This window comes from Streptomyces sp. NPDC001822, assembly GCF_042892135.1.
Taxonomy (GTDB): Bacteria; Actinomycetota; Actinomycetes; order Streptomycetales; family Streptomycetaceae; genus Streptomyces.
Genome location: NZ_JBIATW010000002.1, coordinates 441,602 through 461,130, shown reverse-complemented (window position 1 = coordinate 461,130; position 19,529 = coordinate 441,602). Strand labels below are relative to the sequence as shown.

13 protein-coding genes are annotated in these 19,529 nt (G+C 73.1%); 4 read left to right on the top strand and 9 right to left on the bottom strand.

Going from position 1 to position 19,529, the window contains the following annotated elements; translation table 11 throughout:
- Positions 1-47: 47 nt before the first annotated feature.
- From ACFYY2_RS06435 to purN, 3 genes are all read right to left on the bottom strand, one after another.
- The gene (locus ACFYY2_RS06435; protein ID WP_388737712.1) at positions 48-1,508 is read right to left on the bottom strand and encodes a DUF2079 domain-containing protein; all 1,461 of its coding nucleotides are present in this window, start codon (positions 1,506-1,508) and stop codon (positions 48-50) included.
- Between the two features lie 245 nt (positions 1,509-1,753).
- The gene (gene purH, locus ACFYY2_RS06430) at positions 1,754-3,307 is read right to left on the bottom strand and encodes a bifunctional phosphoribosylaminoimidazolecarboxamide formyltransferase/IMP cyclohydrolase (protein ID WP_388737709.1); all 1,554 of its coding nucleotides are present in this window, start codon (positions 3,305-3,307) and stop codon (positions 1,754-1,756) included.
- Entirely contained in the window at positions 3,294-3,950 is a 657-nt protein-coding gene (gene purN, locus ACFYY2_RS06425) for a phosphoribosylglycinamide formyltransferase (RefSeq protein ID WP_388737706.1), read from the bottom strand. Before purN ends, purH begins: the two co-directional genes overlap by 14 nt.
- A 238-nt stretch (positions 3,951-4,188) precedes the next feature.
- Between purN and ACFYY2_RS06420 the strand changes: the two genes are divergently transcribed.
- Positions 4,189-5,148, top strand: a complete 960-nt coding sequence (locus tag ACFYY2_RS06420) for a hypothetical protein (protein ID WP_388737704.1) — start codon at positions 4,189-4,191, stop codon at positions 5,146-5,148.
- Between the two features lie 80 nt (positions 5,149-5,228).
- Here ACFYY2_RS06420 and ACFYY2_RS06415 read toward each other — a convergent pair whose 3' ends face one another.
- Complete coding sequence (locus tag ACFYY2_RS06415) at positions 5,229-7,118, bottom strand: DUF6350 family protein (protein WP_388738598.1); 1,890 nt, start codon at positions 7,116-7,118, stop codon at positions 5,229-5,231.
- 149 nt (positions 7,119-7,267) lie between these two features.
- On the opposite strand from ACFYY2_RS06415, the gene ACFYY2_RS06410 reads away from it, so the two are divergent.
- Positions 7,268-8,605 (top strand): sigma factor-like helix-turn-helix DNA-binding protein, encoded by a 1,338-nt coding sequence (locus ACFYY2_RS06410; protein WP_388737701.1) that lies wholly within the window; start codon positions 7,268-7,270, stop codon positions 8,603-8,605.
- 136 nt (positions 8,606-8,741) lie between these two features.
- Here the strand turns inward: ACFYY2_RS06410 and sucD are convergent, their stop codons facing one another.
- The 5 genes from sucD to ACFYY2_RS06385 all read right to left on the bottom strand — a co-directional run bounded on the left by sucD (position 8,742) and on the right by ACFYY2_RS06385 (position 15,971).
- On the bottom strand, positions 8,742-9,626 hold the full coding sequence (gene sucD, locus ACFYY2_RS06405) for a succinate--CoA ligase subunit alpha (RefSeq protein WP_329040114.1): 885 nt from the start codon (positions 9,624-9,626) through the stop codon (positions 8,742-8,744).
- A 21-nt stretch (positions 9,627-9,647) separates the two neighbouring features.
- On the bottom strand, positions 9,648-10,829 hold the full coding sequence (sucC, locus tag ACFYY2_RS06400) for an ADP-forming succinate--CoA ligase subunit beta (RefSeq protein WP_388737697.1): 1,182 nt from the start codon (positions 10,827-10,829) through the stop codon (positions 9,648-9,650).
- A 359-nt stretch (positions 10,830-11,188) separates the two neighbouring features.
- Positions 11,189-12,367 (bottom strand): VWA domain-containing protein, encoded by a 1,179-nt coding sequence (locus tag ACFYY2_RS06395; RefSeq protein ID WP_388737694.1) that lies wholly within the window; start codon positions 12,365-12,367, stop codon positions 11,189-11,191.
- A 104-nt stretch (positions 12,368-12,471) separates the two neighbouring features.
- Positions 12,472-14,862 carry a DUF5682 family protein gene (locus ACFYY2_RS06390; protein ID WP_388737691.1) on the bottom strand — a complete coding sequence of 797 codons (2,391 nt, stop codon included), beginning with the start codon at positions 14,860-14,862 and terminating at the stop codon, positions 12,472-12,474.
- A complete protein-coding gene (locus ACFYY2_RS06385; protein ID WP_388737688.1) occupies positions 14,859-15,971 on the bottom strand; it encodes an AAA family ATPase in 1,113 nt (370 codons plus the stop codon). Before ACFYY2_RS06385 ends, ACFYY2_RS06390 begins: the two co-directional genes overlap by 4 nt.
- Positions 15,972-16,224: 253 nt before the next feature.
- Here ACFYY2_RS06385 and ACFYY2_RS06380 point away from each other — a divergent pair, with 253 nt between their 5' ends.
- Both ACFYY2_RS06380 and ACFYY2_RS06375 read left to right on the top strand, forming a co-directional pair.
- Positions 16,225-17,721 carry an SWIM zinc finger family protein gene (locus tag ACFYY2_RS06380; RefSeq protein WP_388737685.1) on the top strand — a complete coding sequence of 499 codons (1,497 nt, stop codon included), beginning with the start codon at positions 16,225-16,227 and terminating at the stop codon, positions 17,719-17,721.
- Between the two features lie 172 nt (positions 17,722-17,893).
- Positions 17,894-19,522 (top strand): DUF5691 domain-containing protein, encoded by a 1,629-nt coding sequence (locus ACFYY2_RS06375; RefSeq protein WP_388737682.1) that lies wholly within the window; start codon positions 17,894-17,896, stop codon positions 19,520-19,522.
- Positions 19,523-19,529: the final 7 nt, after the last annotated feature.

Here is a 19,529-nt window from a genome sequence, read left to right as displayed (position 1 = left end):
CGAAGGCCGTAACACCCGCGCCCCGGGTCTTACGGCCTTCGGCCGTTTCAGGGCGCCTTGGTCGTCCGCTCCATGACGACGAACGGCCCGGCCTCGCGGGTGATGCGGTACCGCGCCTCGGGGTGGAGCTGCTGGGCGTACTTCACCGGATCGTCGATCGGGCGCGACCAGCCGAAGTCCAGGTTGATCGCGACGACGTCGGGTGCGGTGCCGGGCGCCCCGCCGATCCAGTAGACCGTGCGGTCGGCGGTCAGGTGCGCCATCAGCGTGATGTCGGTCTCCACCCGCGCGCCGACGGGTATGTAACGCAGTGCTTCCTCGGCGGCATGGGTGCGCGCGTCCGCGCGGTAGGTCTCGGGACGGAGCAGCTCCCGGAAGGGGAGGTGCTGGGTCAGCGCGACGGCGATCGCGGCGGCGACCGGGACGGCGACGTTCGCGTACGAGACCAGCCAGGGCCGCTTCGAGTCCCGGCTGCGCCGGATGCCGTCCGCCATGGCCAGGAACACGACCGGCATCAGGATCGCGCTGTAGTGCCAGACCATGCCCCAGTGGTTGGAGTCCTGCGAGAGCAGGCGCCAGCCGAGGGTGGGGAGCACGAGGAGGATCAGTGGGGAGCGCAGGGCCATGAAGGCGGTGATACCGACCAGGAAGACCAGCATCTCCACCTTGACCGAGGAGTCGAGGACGCCGAGGACGGAGTCGAGCAGGGACACCTGCTGTCCGCCGTTCTCGTCGAGCTTCTTCCAGTAGTCGTACGTCCCCGCACTGCTGGCCGCCGGTATGAGCACAAGGACGGTCAGCGCGAACGAGAACACGCCGAAGGCCGACAGCAACAGGCCTTGGAGCCTGCGCCCGTTGAGGGCAAGGAGACCCCCGACGACCGCGACCGTGACTCCGAGGTCCTCCTTGACCAGGACCAGGGGCAGCGCCCACAGGACGGCGGCCCGCCAGCGCTCCATGAGAAGGGCGCGGCACAGGAGCGCGATCAGCGGGACGGCGAAGGCTATCTCGTGGAAGTCGGCCTTCACCGCTTCCTGGAGGCCCCAGGAGAGCCCGTAGGCGGCGGTGGCGCAGAGGCCGGTGCGACCGCCCAGGATCTGCTGGACCGTGCGCCCGACGACGACGGCGGAGAGGGCGAACAGGACGGCCTGGGCGAACAGCAGGGCGACGGCCGACGGCCATATCCAGTAGAGCGGGACGAGAAGCGCCACCACGGGGCTGAAGTGATCGCCGAGGATCAGATAGCCGGGGCCCTTGATGTCGACGACCGGGGCGTGCAGACCGGCGTAGGCGCGCACTTCCTGCTCGAAGATGCCGAGGTCCCAGGACGGCGACTGGAAGTGGCTGAACCGGATGTACGCGTACAGGAAGTAGACCGCGCACAGAAGGACGGCGGCGATCAGGTAGGGGCGCAGCGATGCCGGGTGGAGCGGGAGGGCGGCCTCGCCGGCTTCCCCTTCGGAGGGCTTCTCCGCCGCGTCGGTCTCGCTCTTTTTCAGGTCAAGCACGGTGCCCCCGCAACGGAATTGCCCACTGGTCACTGCCGGCCGGACCGGTCCCGCCCGCCACGGCCCGCCGGGCCATTCATTAGAACAGAGGGACGACCGGAAGCCGTAGGCCGGGACGCGCCGCAGGCCGCACCCGGGCGGGTGCGGCCTGCGGCGCTGTCTCCGGCGCTGTGTCCGGGACCGCGGTGACGTCGGTGCCGTGCTGTGCCGCGCGGGCAGTGCGCGGCGGTGTCACCGGGGTGGTGTCAGTGGAAGAAGTGGCGGGTGCCCGTGAAGTACATGGTCACACCGGCCTTCTTCGCGGCCTCGACGACCAGCTCGTCGCGGACCGAGCCGCCCGGCTGGGCCACGGCCCTGATGCCCGCGGCGGTCAGGATCTCCAGGCCGTCGGGGAAGGGGAAGAACGCGTCGGACGCGGCGTACGCACCGCGCGCCCGCTCCTCACCGGCCCGCTCGACCGCGAGCTTCGCGGAGTCCACGCGGTTGACCTGGCCCATGCCGACGCCGACGGAGGCGCCGTCCTTGGCGAGCAGGATCGCGTTCGACTTGACCGCCCGGCAGGCCTTCCAGGCGAAGGCGAGCTCCCTGAGCTCCTCGGCCCCGAGGGCCTCGCCCGTGGCGAGGGTCCAGTTGGCCGGGTCGTCGCCCTCGGCCTGGAGCCGGTCGGTGACCTGGAGCAGCGCGCCGCCGTCGATCGGCTTGACCTCGACCTCGGAGGCCGGGGCGTCGGGGCAGCGGAGCACGCGGATGTTCTTCTTGCGGGCGAGGACCTCGACCGCGCCGTCCTCGTAGGCCGGGGCGACGATGACCTCGGTGAAGATCTCCGCGACCTGCTCGGCCATCTCGACGGTCACGGGGCGGTTGACCGCGATCACGCCGCCGAAGGCGGACAGCGGGTCGCAGGCGTGCGCGTTGCGGTGCGCCTCGGCGACGTCGTCGGCGATGGCGATGCCGCACGGGTTGGCGTGCTTGATGATCGCGACGCACGGCTCGGCGTGGTCGTAGGCGGCGCGGCGCGCGGCGTCGGTGTCCGTGTAGTTGTTGTAGGACATCTCCTTGCCGTGCAGCTGCTCGGCCTCGGCGAGACCGCCCTCGCCCGAGGTGTAGAGCGCCGCCGGCTGGTGCGGGTTCTCGCCGTAGCGCAGGACGTTCTTGCGCTCGTACGTCGCACCGGTGAAGTCCGGGAAGCCGGAGTCGTCCGCGGCGGCGTAGCCGTCGGCGAACCAGGACGCCACGGCCACGTCGTACGCGGCGGTGTGCTGGAAGGCCTCGGCGGCGAGCCGCTTGCGGGCGGTCAGGTCGAAGCCGCCGGCCTTGACGGCCGCGAGGACGTCGGCATAGCGCTCCGGGCTGGTGACGACGGCCACGGACGGGTGGTTCTTGGCCGCGGCGCGGACCATCGACGGCCCGCCGATGTCGATCTGCTCCACGCACTCGTCGTCGGAGGCGCCGGAGGCGACGGTCGCCTTGAACGGGTACAGGTTCACGACCACCAGGTCGAACGGCTCCACGCCGAGCTCGGCGAGCTGCTCGCGGTGGGTGTCCAGACGCAGGTCGGCGAGGATGCCGGCGTGCACCCGGGGGTGGAGCGTCTTGACGCGGCCGTCGAGGCACTCGGGGAAGCCGGTGAGCTCCTCGACCTTCGTGACCGGCACTCCGGCGGCAGCGATCTTCCCGGCGGTGGAGCCGGTGGAGACCAGCTCGACACCGGCCTCGTGCAGACCGCGGGCGAGGTCTTCGAGCCCCGTCTTGTCGTAGACACTGACCAGGGCGCGGCGGATGGGCTTATTCACCGACATGACCGAGATGAACCTTTCGTCCCTCAATGCGATAGCCGTCGCGGGCGAGCCGCCCTACGGCCTCGACGAGCAGCTTGCGCTCGACTTCCTTGATGCGTTCGTGGAGGGCTGCTTCGCCCTCCACGGTTTCCTCTTCGGTCACCTCGACCACGCCCTGCGCGATGATCGGACCGGTGTCGACGCCGTCGTCGACGAAGTGGACGGTGCACCCGGTGACCTTCACGCCGTAGGCGAGCGCGTCGCGGACGCCGTGAGCACCGGGAAAGCTGGGGAGCAGGGCGGGGTGGGTGTTGACGACGCGGCCGCCGAACTCGGCGAGAAACGCCTTGCCGACGATCTTCATGAACCCGGCGGAGACCACGAGGTCCGGACGGTGCTCGGCCACGGCCGCGGTGAGCGCGGCGTCCCACTCCTCGCGGCTCGCATGGTCACCGACCCTGCAGACGAAGGTGGGGAGCCCCGCACGCTCGGCACGCTCGGCACCGAGGGTGCCGTGGCGGTCCGCACCGACCGCGACGACCCGGGCGCCGTAGCCCTCGGGATCGTCACCGATCGCGTCGAGGAGCGCTTGCAGATTCGTGCCTGAGCCGGAAACGAGCACGACCAGACGGGCCGGAGCGGCGGAGGGGGGCGGGGAGGCCACAGCAGGGCCCTTTCTCGCGTGGTGGAGCGGATACGCGATGTACGGGAGAGCGTTTGTATGGTCGTACGAAAGAAGCTCGCCCCGCGATACGGGGAACTCTACGAACGGTCCGACCGTCAGCAACGATACCGGCACTCCCGGCGGCCCCCACGGGACGGGGGCGCGACCGGGAGGTAGCGTCAGGGGACAGGGAACCGCCCCCGGGCGGAAATGACGAGATGGGGAAGACGTTCACCACATGCCGGACCGCCTCCGCACCGCCCTTGGCCACCCGCTGCCCGAGCGGGCCGCCTCCATGCTGATGCGGGAACGCCATTCCTCTTCGCCGGACTCCTCGTCCGGCTCGGGTTCCTCTTCGGGCCCGGGTTCCTCTTCGGGGTCCAGTTCCTCCTCAGGGTCAGGTTCCTCTTCGGGCTCGGGTTCCGGCTCGTCGTCCTCGAACTCGGGTTCCGGCTCGTCGTCCGGGTCGTCGGACGACAATCCGTTCGCCGCGCCGCCCGAGGACAGGCCCGACCAGCCCTGGCAGCCCCGTCACCCGTCCCGGCCGCAGAACGGAGGCGACGGGAGCGAAGGCAGCGGCGAGGGCCGTCCCGACGACCGCCCCGTCTGGGGAAGCCAGTGGAGCGACCGCCAGCCCGGGCGGGAGAGCGGCGGCTTCGGCGGCCGCCCCGGCAACACCCCGAGCGGCCAGGGCGGCGGGCCCGAGGGCAATCCCGGCGGACTGCGCTGGGACCCGACCGACCCGGCCCAGCGCCGAGCGCGCTATGCGGTGCTCGGCGGTATGTGGGCGTTCTTCTTCGCCCTGTTCGACCTCCCCGAGATCGCGCTGCTGCTCGGGGCACTGGCCGTCTACTGGTCGATCAGCGCCCTGCGCGGCGGCCCGCGCAAGCCCCCGGCGCCCGACGCCCGGACCGCCGCGCTGACCGGCGCCGGCCCGGAGCGGGCGACGACACCGCAACCACCGGCCGCCGCGCCGGGAGCCGCACAGAGCACCGGCCGCCAGCAGACGACGGCGGCCGTGAGCGGTCTGGTGACAGCCCTGCTGGCTCTGGCGATCGTCGCCACGGGCTACACGGTTCAGCTCGTCTACCGCGACTACTACACCTGCGTGAACGACGCGCTCACCAAGTCCGGCGCCGTGGCGTGCAACGACAAGCTGCCCGAACCGCTGGAACCCTTCTTCGGCGTCAAGAAGTAGCACCGCCACCGTCACGACGCAGCACCAGCACCGTACGACGCAACTCCGTCGACACGTCGCACCGGTTCTCGGCAGAACGGCTACGGAGCACCCTCCTGGCCCGGGTCCGGATGCCGGTCGGCGTCCCCAACCGGGCCGACAGTCTTGTCCGGCCCGGGCACGGGCGGCTCGGTGGGCGGCTCCACGGGGGTCGGGTCCTGTGCGCGGGCGGACGAAGCACCGGATCCGGCGGCGGAGGGGCCGCTCACGGACGTCACCACGGGCCCGGGTACGGGCTCGGGTGCCGGTGCCGGCCCGGCTGCCGCCCCGGGGCCTCCCTCCGGGCCGGACCCGGCGGTGGAACCGGCCCCGGCGGTGGCGGTGCGTGCGAGCACCGCAGGGTCGACTGCCTCCGCGCCCCGCTCCTTCGCACCCGACTCGGGCTCACCGGGTGTGGACTCCGCACCGGCTCCGGGGCCGGGCGCGGTGGGGAAGGCCGCCATCAGCCCGCCGGAACTCCTCCGGAGCGCTGCCCAGCGCGCCTTTCTCGCCCCGTCCTCATGCCAGGAACCGGCCGAGAGAAAGTCGTACGGTTCCTCCTCGTCCGCCTTCCCCACACCGGCCTCCGCGTCGCCCTTCTCCAGGAGCGACCGCAGGTCCGGGGCTGCCTTCGCCGGTTTCTGCTCCGGCGCCGTCGAACCGGCGTCCTTGACCCCGGCCGCGACGTCACGCCGCCATCCCCACCGGTTCTCCCGCAGCCGCCAGGCCCTGAGCAACAGCGCCGCGGGTACGCCGATCACGGTCGTCCACACGAGCGAGGCGGGGCCCACCAGCCACCACGCCGGGCCGAACTCGGCGAGCGCTCCGGCGCCCAGCGGTCCGCCGGACGCCGCGGCCAGGGCCGCCGCACCGGCTCCGCAGCCCAGGGCGGCGAGCCCCGCGACCAGCGCGGTCCGCGCCTGGCCCCACGGCTCCTCGTCGCCGGCGGGCGAGGGGGCGGCACTGCGCGCGACACTGCGGGCGACGGCCAGGGCGGCCACGGCCGGGACCGCGGCGGCCACCCAGTTCACCGCCGTTCCCGGGCCCTGCGACGGCATCGCGGCGAGCAGCGGGAAGTCCGGCAGGGCGGGGTGCCCGGCGAAGGCGAACGGCGTGACCGTGGAGGCCGTACCGAGGGCGAAGCCAGGTCCCATGCCGTACGAGGCCCCCCACATCGCCGCGTTCGGCATGAGCGCCACGGCCAGCAGGAGCAGGGCGGACCTTCCGGCCCAGTCGCCGGACAGCCCCAGCAACGACCCCTTAGCGGCCCCCGCGTTCCACACCAGCGCCGCGACGACCAGCAGCGCCCCGCCGGCGAGCAGCACCAGCACTCCGGTGGCCGCTGAGCGCAGCGCGGCGGCGGCCCCCGCCCGGAATCCGGTGCGGGCCGCGGCCTCCTGGAGTCTGAGCGGCGCCCACACCAGGAGGGAGGCCATCGGACGCCCCCGCGCCGCCCAGACCCCCGCGGCCGCGGAGCCGGTCACCACGAACACGACGGGGAAGGCGAGCGTGGCACGGTCGACGGGCAGTCCGCCGCCCCGCCCGTAGGCCGCTGCGGCGAGCACGACCAGCAGGTAGCCGGCGCTCACCGCGCAGAACGCCCCGACCGCCGAGTGCCTGTCCGTGGCCTTCCCGTCCGTCTCCGCGGAGTCCCGGGCCGCCCGGTGCACGAGCCACACGGGCAGCACGACGAGCAGCAGGGGCACCGTGGCCACGGGTGCGGGGTGCCCGCCGAGCGTGTCGGTCCTGACGAGTTCGGCACCGTGAGCGAGCAGCCAGAGACCGGTGGCGACGTGGAAGGCGCCGTCCGGCCCGCTGTCGGGGTACGGCGAGCTGATCCACAGCACCATGACCAGGACGGCCAGCGAGCCGAGTCCGAGCCCTGCGGCGATGGCTCCGCGCGCGCACGCGGAGGCGAGTGCGGCGGACCTGCTCCGCTCGGCAGGCAACATCGGGCTGCGTTCGGTCACTTGGGTCACGCGGCCATGCTGCCAACGACACGCGCTTATTCCGTGTAACGGGCGAATGGCCGCTGTGTCGCTCAATATACGCTTATGTACTTTTTCACCCGGTGCAGTGTCATCGGGGACGGAGGTCGCACATGACACGGAGCGTCACGGGCCCGTCCTGCGCCACCCCGTTGCCCTCCCCCAAGGAGCGCCGCAGGCTGCGCGAGGCCAGGTCACTGAGTGAGGAGCAGGTCGCGGCGGCCATGGGCGTCACGCCGGCCACCGTCCGCGCCTGGGAGACGGGGCGCACGACGCCACGCGGCCGCCGCCGCGCGGCGTACGCCCGGCTGATCGGCTCCGCCGACCCCCGCACCACGCCGCACCCCTCCGCCGTCGAAGCCACCGGGAGCAGCACGATGTCCCCGACAGAGCCCGGCACCGGCGCCACCGCGAGCGCCCCGGCCGACCCCGCCACGGACGTGGCGCCTGACGCGACGGCAGCTGATGCGCCGTCATCGCGCCTCGCGGCGCCGGAGCGCGGTCCAGGGGCTGACGGCACCGGACCATCGGTCGCCGCACCACCCCGGCCGACGGCCACCACGCAGGCCGCCCCGGCACCCGTAGCGCCCGACGGCGGTGTCCCCGGCCCGGCACCGACGCGGCCGGTCCTCACGGCCGAGGCCGCGTTCGACAGCCTGTACGACCTCACGGCGCCCGGACTGACGCGCCAGATGTACCTCCTGACCGGCCGTCGGCTGTTGTCCCGGGAGGCCGTCGAGCACGCCTTCCGGATCGCCTGGCAGCGCTGGCCCGAGGTGGCCAGGGACCGGGACCCCGCGGGCTGGGCACGGGCGGCGGCGTACGAGTACGCGATGTCGCCCTGGCACCGCGCGCGGCGCACCCACCGCCACCCCGACACCCTGCCCGACGAGCCCGGGAGGAAGGCGCTGCTGGCCGCGCTGCTCGCGCTGCCGCCCTCGTACCGCCGCACGCTGCTGCTCCACGACGGTGTCGGGCTGGGGCTGCCGGAGACGGCGGCCGAGACCGAGGCCAGCACGCCCGCCGCGGCGAACCGTCTGCTGAACGCCAGGGCGGCCCTCGCCGAGTCGGTCCCCGAGCTGGCCGGACCCACGGGGGATCCCGGCGGCCGGACCGCCCTCTTCCAGGAGCGGCTCGGCGCTCTCGCGCTGGCCGAGGACGTGCCCGAACCGCCCAGCGCCCCGTCGGTGCGCAGGGGCAGCGAGCGCGTCGCGGAACTCTGGACGCGGGCGGCGATGTGTTTCGGTGCGCTGCTGATCGGAGCGACGGGCTTCACCCTGCACACGGCCCCCACGCAGTACGAACAACCGCTCTCGCCTCCCCAGCGCGTGGGCGGTGTCCCACCGAGGGGCGGACCGGAGCGGCTGACGCCCCAGGACCTGAAACTGCAGAAGGCGCTGCGGGAGAAGCTCGTGCACGGGCCGGAGCGGCTGGTGCCGCGGATCCCCTGACCGAGCCGCCCGCCCGGCACCCGGAAGAGTGGGGCGGCTGCCCTCCGACACGCGAACGGCGCGGGCCCGCACCCCGTCGAGGACAGGGTGCGGGCCCGCGCCGTTCCGCGATGCGCGGTGACGCCGCCTCGGGCGGTCAGCCGCCGAGGATCTCGCGGGCCAGCTTGGCGGTCTCGGTCGGCGTCTTGCCGACCTTGACGCCGGCGGCCTCGAGGGCCTCCTTCTTGGCCGCGGCGGTGCCGGAGGAACCGGAGACGATGGCGCCGGCGTGGCCCATGGTCTTGCCCTCCGGGGCGGTGAAGCCCGCGACGTAGCCGACGACCGGCTTCGTGACGCTCGATGCGATGTAGTCGGCGGCACGCTCCTCGGCGTCGCCACCGATCTCGCCGATCATCACGATGAGGTCGGTGTCGGGGTCCGCCTCGAACGCCGCGAGGGCGTCGATGTGGGTGGTGCCGATGACCGGGTCGCCACCGATGCCGACGGCGGACGAGAAGCCGATGTCACGCAGCTCGTACATCATCTGGTAGGTCAGCGTGCCGGACTTGGACACGAGACCGATGCGGCCGGGCTTGGTGATGTCGCCCGGGATGATGCCGGCGTTGGACTGGCCGGGGGTGATCAGGCCGGGGCAGTTCGGGCCGATGATCCGGGTCTTGTTGCCCTTCGAACCGGCGTACGCCCAGAAGGCGGCCGAGTCGTGGACGGCGATGCCCTCGGTGATCACGACGGCGAGCGGGATCTCGGCGTCGATCGCCTCGACGACCGCGGCCTTCGCGAAGGCCGGCGGCACGAAGAGGACCGACACGTCGGCGCCGGTCTTCTCCATCGCCTCGGCGACGGACCCGAAGACGGGTACCTCGGTGCCGTCGAAGTCAACGGTCGTGCCCGCCTTGCGGGGGTTCACGCCACCGACGATGTTGGTGCCGTCGGCCAGCATGAGCTTGGTGTGCTTCATGCCCGTGGCGCCGGTCATCCCCTGGACGATGACCTTGCTGTCCTTGGTGAGGAAGATAGCCATGGTGTTGGAGTCCCTCGTCCCTTACTTCGCAGCCGCGGCGAGCTCGGCGGCCTTGTCGGCCGCGCCGTCCATGGTGTCCACGCGCTGAACCAGCGGGTGGTTGGCGTCGGAGAGGATCTTGCGACCCAGCTCCGCGTTGTTGCCGTCGAGGCGCACGACCAGCGGCTTGGTGACGTCCTCGCCCTTGGACTTGAGCAGCTCCAGGGCCTGGACGATGCCGTTGGCGACCTCGTCGCAGGCGGTGATGCCGCCGAAGACGTTGACGAAGACGGACTTGACGTCCGGGTCGCCGAGGATGATCTCGAGACCGTTCGCCATGACCTCTGCGGAGGCGCCGCCACCGATGTCGAGGAAGTTGGCGGGCTTCACGTTGCCGTGGTTCTCACCGGCGTACGCGACGACGTCCAGGGTCGACATGACCAGACCGGCGCCGTTACCGATGATGCCGACCTCGCCCTCGAGCTTGACGTAGTTGAGGTTCTTGGCCTTCGCGGCGGCCTCGAGGGGGTTGGCCGCGGCCTTGTCCTCCAGCGCCTCGTGGCCGGGCTGGCGGAAGTCGGCGTTCTCGTCGAGAGACACCTTTCCGTCCAGGGCCAGGATGCGGCCGTCCTTCGTCTTGACCAGCGGGTTGACCTCGACGAGGAGCGCGTCCTCGGCGACGAAGGTGTCCCACAGGGTCACCATGGCCTCGGCGACACCCTCGGCCACGTCGGCCGGGAACTTCGCCTGGGCCACGATCTCGCGGGCCTTCTCGATGTCGACGCCGTCGACGGCGTTGACCGGGACCTTCGCGAGGGCCTCGGGGGTCTTCTCCGCGACCTCCTCGATGTCCATGCCGCCCTGCACCGACGCCATGGCGAGGAAGGTGCGGTTGGTGCGGTCGAGGAGGTACGAGACGTAGTACTCCGCCTCGATCTCCGGGGACAGCTCGGCGATCATCACCTTGTGGACCGTGTGGCCCTTGATGTCCATGCCGAGGATGTCGGTCGCACGGGCGACCGCCTCGTCGGCGTCGGCGGCCAGCTTGACGCCGCCGGCCTTGCCGCGGCCGCCGACCTTCACCTGCGCCTTGACGACGGACTTGCCGCCCAGCCGCTCGGTCGCCTCGCGGGCTGCCTCAGGCGTGTCGATCACTTCACCGGCCAGCACCGGTACACCGTGCTTGGCGAAGAGGTCCCTCGCCTGGTACTCGAACAGGTCCACGCGCGTCCGTCCCTTTTAGTGGTCTCGCGGTTCGTTATCTGCGTGGGCGTGCCGCGAGGGCAACGTGACTGCGCAGTCACTAGGGAGGCGCACACGGTCACCGGGTACGCGGCATGTCCATCCGGCAGGTTATCCCCGCGCCACGTCGGACCCTAAATTGCAGATCACACCTGAACGGTGATAACGGTCACAGATCGCGCTGGTGACCGGGGTCCGGAGGACAAAACGCCTCCTCCGCAGGACCTCCGGGACCGCCCCGCGTGAGGGAGCACGGCCGGGGTGCGCCGCCGGTAGGACGCGCCGGCGCCACGGCGGCCCGCCCGGAAGGGGGTCCGTCCGGACGGACGCTCCATGGCCCCTCACCCGCCGCCCTCCGGTACCGGCAGCGGCCGTCCCTCGATCGCCGCGGCCATGACCTCGGGAAAGAGGTCCGGGGTGCAGGCGAACGCGGGGGTGCCCAGCGCACTCATCGCGGCCGCGTGCTCGTGGTCGTAGGAGGGCGCACCGTCGTCCGAGAGCGCCAGCAGGGTCACGAAGCGCACCCCCGACGCCTTCATCGCGGCGGCGCGCCGGACCATCTCGTCCTTGATGCCCCCCTCGTGGAGGTCGCTGATCAGGACGACGACGGTGTCGGCGGGCCGGGTGATCCTCGACTGGACGTACGCGAGGGCGCGGTTGATGTCCGTACCGCCGCCGAGCCGCGTCCCGAACAGGACGTCGACGGGGTCATCCAGTTCGTCCGTGAGGTCGACGACGGATGTGTCGAACACGACGAGCCGCGTCGCCAGACTGCGCATGGAGGCGAGGACCGCGCCGAAGACCGCGGCGTGGACGACGGAGGACGCCATGGAACCCGACTGGTCGACGCAGAGGATGACCTCCTTCCCCACCGACCGGCCGGTGCGCCCGAATCCGACCAGACGCTCGGGGATCACCGTGCCGGCCCCTCCCCGCCCGGGAAGCGTGACGTAGTTCTTGAGGTTGGCCCGGATCGTGCGGTCCCAGTCGATGTCGGGCCTGCGTGGCCGACGGGTCCTCGCCGAGCGGTCCAGAGCACCGGTGAGCACGGCCCTCGTCCTGGCGGCGAGCCGGCGCTCCAGGTCCTGGGTGACCTTGCGAACGACCGACCGGGCGGTCTCCCTCGTCGTCTCGGGCATGGCCTTGCCGAGCGAGAGGAGGGTGCCGACGAGGTGGACGTCCGGCTCCACGGCCTCCAGCATCTCCGGTTCCAGCAGCAGCGCGGACAGACCGAGCCGATCGATCGCGTCACGCTGCATGACCTGGACGACGGGGACCGGGAAGTACGTACGGATGTCACCGAGCCACCGGGCCGCGGACGGGGCGGACGCCCCGAGGCCCGCGGAACGCTCGGATCCGCCACGGCCACCGGGTCTCCCGCCGCCGTAGAGCGAGGTCAGCGCGCCGTCCATCGCCGCGTCGCGGCCCGTGAGCGGGTGTCCCGTGCCCTCGGTGCCGTCCGCGCCCAGCACCAGACGCCAGCGCCGCAGCCTCTCGTCCTCCTCCGGTGACGCCACCACGGACTGCTCCTGTTCCTGTTGCTGATCCCGATGCCGGTCCTGTTGCTGATCCCGATGCCGGTCCTGTTGCCGGTGCTCCGGTCCGGGACGCGTGCACTGTCCGGTCATCCCGCCGCCACCCGCCCCTCCGGGGTGGCGAGGCCGAGGAGTTGTCGCACCACCGGCGTCACGGCGTCCGCCCGCGCCTCGTCGGCCGAGCGGCCGAAGCCGGGTGTGAAGGCACCGCTCTCCCCGTGCGCTCCCCCGCGGTCCGGCCCCCGCCGGGCGAGTTCGCCCAGCGCACGGCGCACAGCGGGCTCGTAGGCCGCGAACGTACGGCGCAGCAGGGGCAGCACGCCGACGAACGTCTCCGCCGGTATGCCCGTCAGCCAGGTGTCGACGAGGGAGAGCAGCCGTTCGTCGTGGACGAGCAGCATGCCGCCGGACGGTCCCCCGGCGAAGCCCTCGATCCACTCGGCGGCCTCGGCAGGCGGTGTGCCCGGGGACAGCGCCAGGCTCACCAGCCGCGCCGTCCCGTCCTCGGAGGCCCGTCCTTCGTCGAGGAGCAGCCGGGCAGCGCGTCCCCGGACCCGGCCGGCAACGGCGTCCCTCGACGAGAGCCTGCGCAGGGTCACGGTCCACCGGTCCTTCAGCCCGTCCGCCGGCCCGTCCTTCAACCCGTCCGTCGGCCCGCCCTTCAGCCCGTCCGTCGGCGAGACGTCGGTGAGCAGTCCGATCGCGCCGTGCACGGCGTCCAGCCGGTCGTGCGCCTTCGCCGCGCTCTCCGGGGCGAGGCCGGTGCAGGCGGGCGGCAGGCCCACGCAGACGCGCTCGGCGATGCCGGCCGCGACCGCCGCCAGAGCCGTGGTGCCGGTGGACCGGACATCCCCGTAGCGCAGGGAGCGGGCCAGGGCGGGCAGGGCGTCGGCGAGGTGGCCGACATCGGCGTCGAGGGCGGCCCGGTCGGACAACGCCCGCATCACGACGGTGAGTGCAGCGGGCAGGCCGGCCAGCAGGCACCGCTCGGCGAGCGCGGTGACCGCGGCGAGTGAGGGCGCCGACACGGCGTCCGACTCGGCCTTCGCCGTCGCGGCGGCGAGCACGGTGGTGCCCCACACCCCGGCCTCGGCGACCCGTACGAAGAGCTCGGGTTCCCAGCTCAGCCGCCAGGTCTCCCGGAACGTGCCCGTGCTGCCCCGGCCAGCGACGGGTTCGCCCCAGGCCACTCCCAGGAGGTGCAGTCTGTGCAGCAGCCTGCTGCGGGCCGCGTCGTTGTCCTTGCGCAGATCGAGTTCGAGGTCGCGCGGCTCCGCCTCGGGCCTGAGCCTGAGCGAGCGCTGCTGTCCGGCCAGGTCCCGCTGGAGCGGAACAGCGGGGGCGCCCTCCGGCACCTCGCCGAGGATCGCGCCGACGACGAGACGGTCCCGCACCAGGGCCAGCGGCACGTCGGAGCCCTCGCACATGACGGCCCGCACCGCGTCGGTGGCTTCCGCCAGACCCACGGCGGGCCGGTCCCGCAGGGCCGCCAAGGTCTCCGCGAGCCGCACCGACTCGATGACATGGGCCGGTGACACGGGCCGGTCCTCTTCGCGAAGCAGGCCGGCGACCTTCGTCATCCAGCGTTCGACCGGCCGGTCGGGGGAACCGAAGAGGTGCCCGTACCAGCCGGGGGACTCGATGCCCGCGCCGTATCCGCTGCGCCGGGCGAGTCTGCGGTGGGTCCACGGCACCCAGGTCAGCTCGGTCCTGACCTTGGGGATCCCCTTGAGGAGGGACCGGTCGGCGGCGACCGTCGTCCTCGTGGCGAGCGCGGGGACGTGCCAGGCACCGCACACCACGGCGATGTCGTCGCCGAACTCCTTCCGGGCGGCCCGCAGCTGAAGGCGCATGCAGGCCTCCCGGACCGCGTCCTGGGGATGTCCCCCGTCGCCGTACGCCTCGCGCAGCACCGTCATCGCTTCGGCGAGCGCGGCGAACGGGGCGAGCGGGGCGCGCGCGTCGGCGGCCTGGGGGCCGGTCTGCCCACGGTGTTCGACGACGTCCTCCCACCACCGCTCGGGATCGTCGTGACCCGCGGTCGCGGCCAGGATCCCGAGCGGATCGATCCCCCGTTCGCTCCCGCTCGGCTCCTCCGGGGTGTCCGGCCCACCCTCGGGATCTCCACTCAACGCAAGGGAATTGGCCGCCGGCAGATCCACGAAACGCACCGGGACGCCGTGCTCCAGTGCCCAGCGGATCGCCACCCACTCGGGCGAGAAGTCGGCCAGCGGCCAGAACGCGGCACGCCCCGGGTCGTCCACGGCGTGGGCGAGCAGCGCGACGGGCGGGCGCATGCCGTCGTCGGCGGCGAGCGGCAGCAGCGCGTCGCCCTCCGGAGGGCCCTCTACGAGCACCGCCCGCGGGCGGGCGGCGTCCAGGGCCGCGAGGACCGCGCGGGCGGAACCCGGGCCGTGGTGGCGCACGCCCAGGAGCAACGGCCCCCGGGACGCGGTCGGCACCGGCGCGCGGGGCGTCATGCGGAGGCCTCCCGGCAGGCACGGTAGAAGTCCTTCCAGCCGTCCCGCTCCCTGACCACGGTCTCCACGTACTCCTGCCAGATCACACCGTCGGCGGCGGGGTCGCGGACGACGGCGCCGAGGATCCCGGCCGCCACGTCGTGGGGGCGGAGCACGCCGTCGCCGAAGTGGGCCGCCAGGGCGAGACCTCCGGTCACGACGGAGATGGCCTCGGCGGTGGACAGCGTGCCGGAAGGGGACTTGAGCCTCGTGCGGCCGTCCGTGGTGACGCCCTCGCGCAGTTCGCGGAAGACCGTGACGACGCGCCGGATCTCGGCCATGCCGTCAGGGGCCGCCGGGAGTTCGAGGGAGCGTCCGATCCGAGCGACGCGCCGCGACACGATGTCCACCTCGGCCTCGGCGGTCGCGGGCAGCGGCAGGACGACGGTGTTGAAACGGCGGCGCAGCGCCCCGGACAGCTCGTTGACCCCCCGGTCGCGATCGTTGGCCGTGGCGATGAGGTTGAACCCCTGGACGGCCTGGACCTCCTGTCCGAGCTCGGGCACCGGAAGCGTCTTCTCCGACAGGATCGTGATGAGCGCGTCCTGCACGTCGGCCGGGATACGGGTGAGTTCCTCGATCCTGGCGGTCATGCCCTCGGTCATGGCCCGCATGACCGGGCTCGGCACCAGCGCCTCGCGGCTCGGTCCGCCGGCCAGCAGCTGGGCGTAGTTCCAGCCGTAGCGGACGGCTTCCTCGGGGGTGCCGGCCGTGCCCTGGACCAGCAGGGTCGAGTCCCCGCTGACGGCCGCCGCGAGATGCTCGGAGACCCAGGTCTTGGCGGTGCCCGGCACTCCGAGGAGCAGCAGGGCGCGGTCGGTGGCGAGCGTGGTCACGGCGACCTCGACGAGACGGCGCGGACCCACGTACTTCGGGGTGATCACCACGCCGCCGGGGAGCGTCCCGCCCAGCAGATAGGTGGAGACGGCCCAGGGCGAGAGCTTCCAACGGGCCGGTCTGGGACGGTCGTCGGCGGCCGCGAGCGCTTTCAGCTCGTCGGCGAAGTCGTGCTCGGCATGCGGTCTCAGCACTTGGCCGCCGGCTGCGCCGGGCTGCGCGGACACGGTCATGGATCCCCCTCCGAATCGGTCGAACCGATGCGTTTTCCACCGTGCACCATGGCACTGACAATCGGCCCGCTCCGTCGGACCGGGACCGGTTCCGGGCAGGTCGCGGGGCCGGGGCGGGTCGTCCCGGCCTCACATCTCATCGGCTCGTCCGGCGGTCTCGCGGGCCGGTCCCGGACACGCTCGCGCGGCTGAGGGCTGTCGGAGAAGCGCAGGTCGGAGCCCTTTGTCAGTGGTACGTCCTACCGTCGGTGCCATGCTGCTTTCACAGGGGGAGGAATCAGCGCGCACCGCAGGGCCAGTGGCGCGCTGGACCGTGGACGACGTGCTGGCTCTGGCTCCTGACGGGGCGTCGCGCGATGCCGTGCGCATGACGGCGTCGGAGCGTCTGTGGTCCGGCGCGGGGACCGCCGGTCCCGGGGTGGTGTGGGGGCTGCGGGCGACGGATGACGGCGCACCGCACCGCACGGCGGCCGCTTTGGACGAAGGCCTGTACACGTGCAGTTGCGCCCCGGTGAGACCTCCCTGCCCGCACACCCTGGAGTTGCTGCTCCTCCATGTCGGCGACCGGCCCGTGCTGCGGCGGAGCGCGGAGCCGCCCGTCTGGGTCGCGGAGTGGCTGTCGGACGTCCGCGCCGACACCACGGCGGCCGGGGCGGACGGCGCCGCGACGGGCGGGGGGCCCGCGGTGGACGGCGGAGCCGCCGACCGGGCACTCGCGGCGCGGCGGCGCGCCGTCCGCAGGGCCGAGCGCATCACGGGCGGGACTCAGGAGCTGGAGCAGCGACTCACCGATCTGCTGCGCGTCGGGCTCGCGTCGGTCGGGGATCCCGGTCACCCGCTGTGGGAGGAGACGGCAGCCCGCATGGTCGACGCCCAGGCCCCAGGGCTCGCGCGCCGGGTGCGTCAGTTGGGCGAGGTGGCCGCTTCGGGGGCCGGCTGGCCCGTGCGGCTGCTGGAGGAGTGCGCTCTGCTGCACCTGCTGGACACCGCCTGGCTCGGCATCGGCGGACTCCCCGCGCCGCTGGCCGCGACCGTGCGCACGCGGGTGGGACTGACGGCGTCCGCCGAGGGACCGGCCGTCCGTGACCACTGGCTGGTCCTCGCCCAGTACGACGTGCCGGACGGCAGGGTCGTCACCCGCCGCATCTGGCTGCACGGCAGGGCCTCCGGGCGCACGGCGCTGCTGCTGTCCTACGGTGCGGCGGGACGCGCTCCGGACCGGTCGCTTCCGGTGGGCACCGTGATCGACGCGGAGGTCACGTTCCATCCCGGAGGCGGCCGGCTCAGGGGCGAGCTCGGGCGGCAGTTCGGGGATCCGGGCGCCGATCCGTCCCCTCCTCCGGGCACTACGACGGCCGACGCACTCACCGCGTACGGCCGGGCACTGCGGGACGACCCCTGGCTGGACGCCTGGCCGGCCGTGCTGTGCGGCGTCATACCCGCACCGTCCGAGGAGGGCTGGCGACTGGTCGGCGCGGACACGTCCGCGGTACCGGTCACCGCATCAGCACTGTCCCGGCCGGGCCTGTGGAAGCTCGTGGCGCTCTCAGGAGGCCGACCGCTGACGGTCTTCGGCTTGTGCGGGCATCGGGGCTTCGAGCCGCTCGCGGCCTGGCCCCCGGACACCTCGCACACCCGGCACACCTCGGACACCTCGGACACCTCGGACACCCGGCACACCTCGGACATCCCGCACACCTCACACGCCTCGGACGACGTCGGCACGAGGGGGCCCGTGGCACTCCTCTGATTCCCAGGCCGCCCATGCCGTGCGGGGGCCGGACCTGTACGGGGCCCGAACCCGTAGGGAGGCCAAGCCCGTACGGGGCCGGAACTCATACGGGTGGTGCCGAACCCCGGCTGCACCCCGTGCTCCCGATCCGCGATTCCCGGACAACTGGACTGGACTGGAGGGGACCTCGATGTCCACCACACAGACGACGGCCCGTACGCCGATGGGCCCTTCCTGGGACGACCTCGTCACCTCGGCGCTGCTCGGCACAGACCGTCGTCCCCTGACAGCGGAGAGTGGACGCCCCGCCGGGCCGCAGGCCCTGCTGGACCTGGCAGCCCTGCACACCGTGCAGCGCCGGGCCGCTCTTCGTCCGGCCGCCGGAGCCGCCCCACCGGCCCCCGCGCCCGTCGATCCCCGGCCGCCCCTTCCCCCGGCAGCCCGGCGCCGGCTCGCCCAACTGCTCGCCGACCGGTCGGCGCCCTCGGGCGTCGGACGGCGGGGAGCGACTCCCGATCTCACCGAACTCATCCCCCAGTGGCTGGCCTTGGCGGGGGCGCACGGCTACCGGGCACCGGCGGAACTGCTGCCCGCTCTGCTGGACGCGGCGCGGGCGCGCACGGATCTGCGCCCCCGCGTCCTGGCGTTCGCGGGGCCGCGCGGGCTCTGGCTGGCCGGCCTGAATCCGGAGTGGAGGTTCGCCCTGCGCGCCACGTCCCGGGGCGCGCACCGGCCGGACACCACCGATCCGGAGGCGGTACGCCGGCTCTGGCCGGACGGGCTCTTCGCGGAGCGGGTGGCGCTGCTCGGAGCGCTCAGGGAACGGGATCCCGGAGCGGCCAGGTCCCTTCTCGCCGGCAGCTGGCCCACGGAACGGGCCGAGGACCGGCTGATGTTCCTCGACTCCTTGCGGGCCGGCCTGTCGGGTGCCGACGAGACCTTCCTGGAGGAAGCCCTGACGGACCGGAGTCGCAACGTCCGTGCCACGGCTGCGGAGCTGCTGTCGGCACTTCCCGGTTCGGCACTCGCCGGGCGGATGGCCGCCCGCGCCACGACGTGCGTGAACCCCGACCGCACGGGGGACGCGCTGTCCATAGCCGTGGAGGCGCCCCACGAGTGCGACACGGGGATGGAACGCGACGGCGTCATACCGGTGCCGCCCTCGGGCCGCGGCGAACGCTCATGGTGGCTGGGTCAGTTGGTGGAGGCCACCCCGTTGGGCATCTGGTCCGAGAGGTTCGGGGGCCGCGGGGCGCGCGAGCTCGTGGGGCTCCCGGTGGCAGACGGCTGGAGCGGGGAACTGCACGCGGCGTGGTGCCGGGCTGCTGTCAGGCAACGGGACCCGGAATGGGCGCGAGCGCTGCTCGGCACCCCCTCGACTCCTCCGGCGAACGGTCCGGGGACGGCATCACTGGCCCAGCGCTCGACACTCCTGTCCACTCTCCCCCCGGCCGAACGGTCGCTGTGGGTCGCGGACTTCATCGCCGCGCACGGCCTGTCCGAGGCGTTCCAGCTGCTCGGTGTCTGTCCGGTGCCCTGGGACGGACCGCTCGGGCGCTCGGTGGTCGACGCGCTCGACATCGCCCGGGACGCGGGGAGTTACCCGTGGAGCTTCAGCGGGGTGATGGGCCTCGCCGAGCGCTGCCTGAACCCTGCCGAGGCGGACCGTCTCGAAGTGCTCACCACCACCCCGGACGAACCGGAGGGCGCGTCACCGGGCGCGGGCGGCTACTGGTCGGAGGCGTTCCAGCGCCTGGTGTCCACGCTGCGTCTGCGCGCAGCCATGGATGCCGAGCTCGCACCGGGGAAGGCGGGCTGAACTGCGC

Bases quoted from the DNA above. Each gene is read 5' to 3' on its own strand.
- ACFYY2_RS06375 (WP_388737682.1), top strand. From the start codon at position 17,894: ATGTCCACCACACAGACGACGGCCCGTACGCCGATGGGCCCTTCCTGG.
- ACFYY2_RS06410 (WP_388737701.1), top strand. From the start codon at position 7,268: ATGACACGGAGCGTCACGGGCCCGTCCTGCGCCACCCCGTTGCCCTCC.
- ACFYY2_RS06385 (WP_388737688.1), bottom strand. From the start codon at position 15,971: ATGACCGTGTCCGCGCAGCCCGGCGCAGCCGGCGGCCAAGTGCTGAGA.
- ACFYY2_RS06380 (WP_388737685.1), top strand. From the start codon at position 16,225: ATGCTGCTTTCACAGGGGGAGGAATCAGCGCGCACCGCAGGGCCAGTG.
- purH (WP_388737709.1), bottom strand. From the start codon at position 3,307: ATGTCGGTGAATAAGCCCATCCGCCGCGCCCTGGTCAGTGTCTACGAC.
- ACFYY2_RS06415 (WP_388738598.1), bottom strand. From the start codon at position 7,118: ATGTTGCCTGCCGAGCGGAGCAGGTCCGCCGCACTCGCCTCCGCGTGC.
- ACFYY2_RS06390 (WP_388737691.1), bottom strand. From the start codon at position 14,862: ATGACGCCCCGCGCGCCGGTGCCGACCGCGTCCCGGGGGCCGTTGCTC.
- sucD (WP_329040114.1), bottom strand. From the start codon at position 9,626: ATGGCTATCTTCCTCACCAAGGACAGCAAGGTCATCGTCCAGGGGATG.
- ACFYY2_RS06420 (WP_388737704.1), top strand. From the start codon at position 4,189: ATGCCGGACCGCCTCCGCACCGCCCTTGGCCACCCGCTGCCCGAGCGG.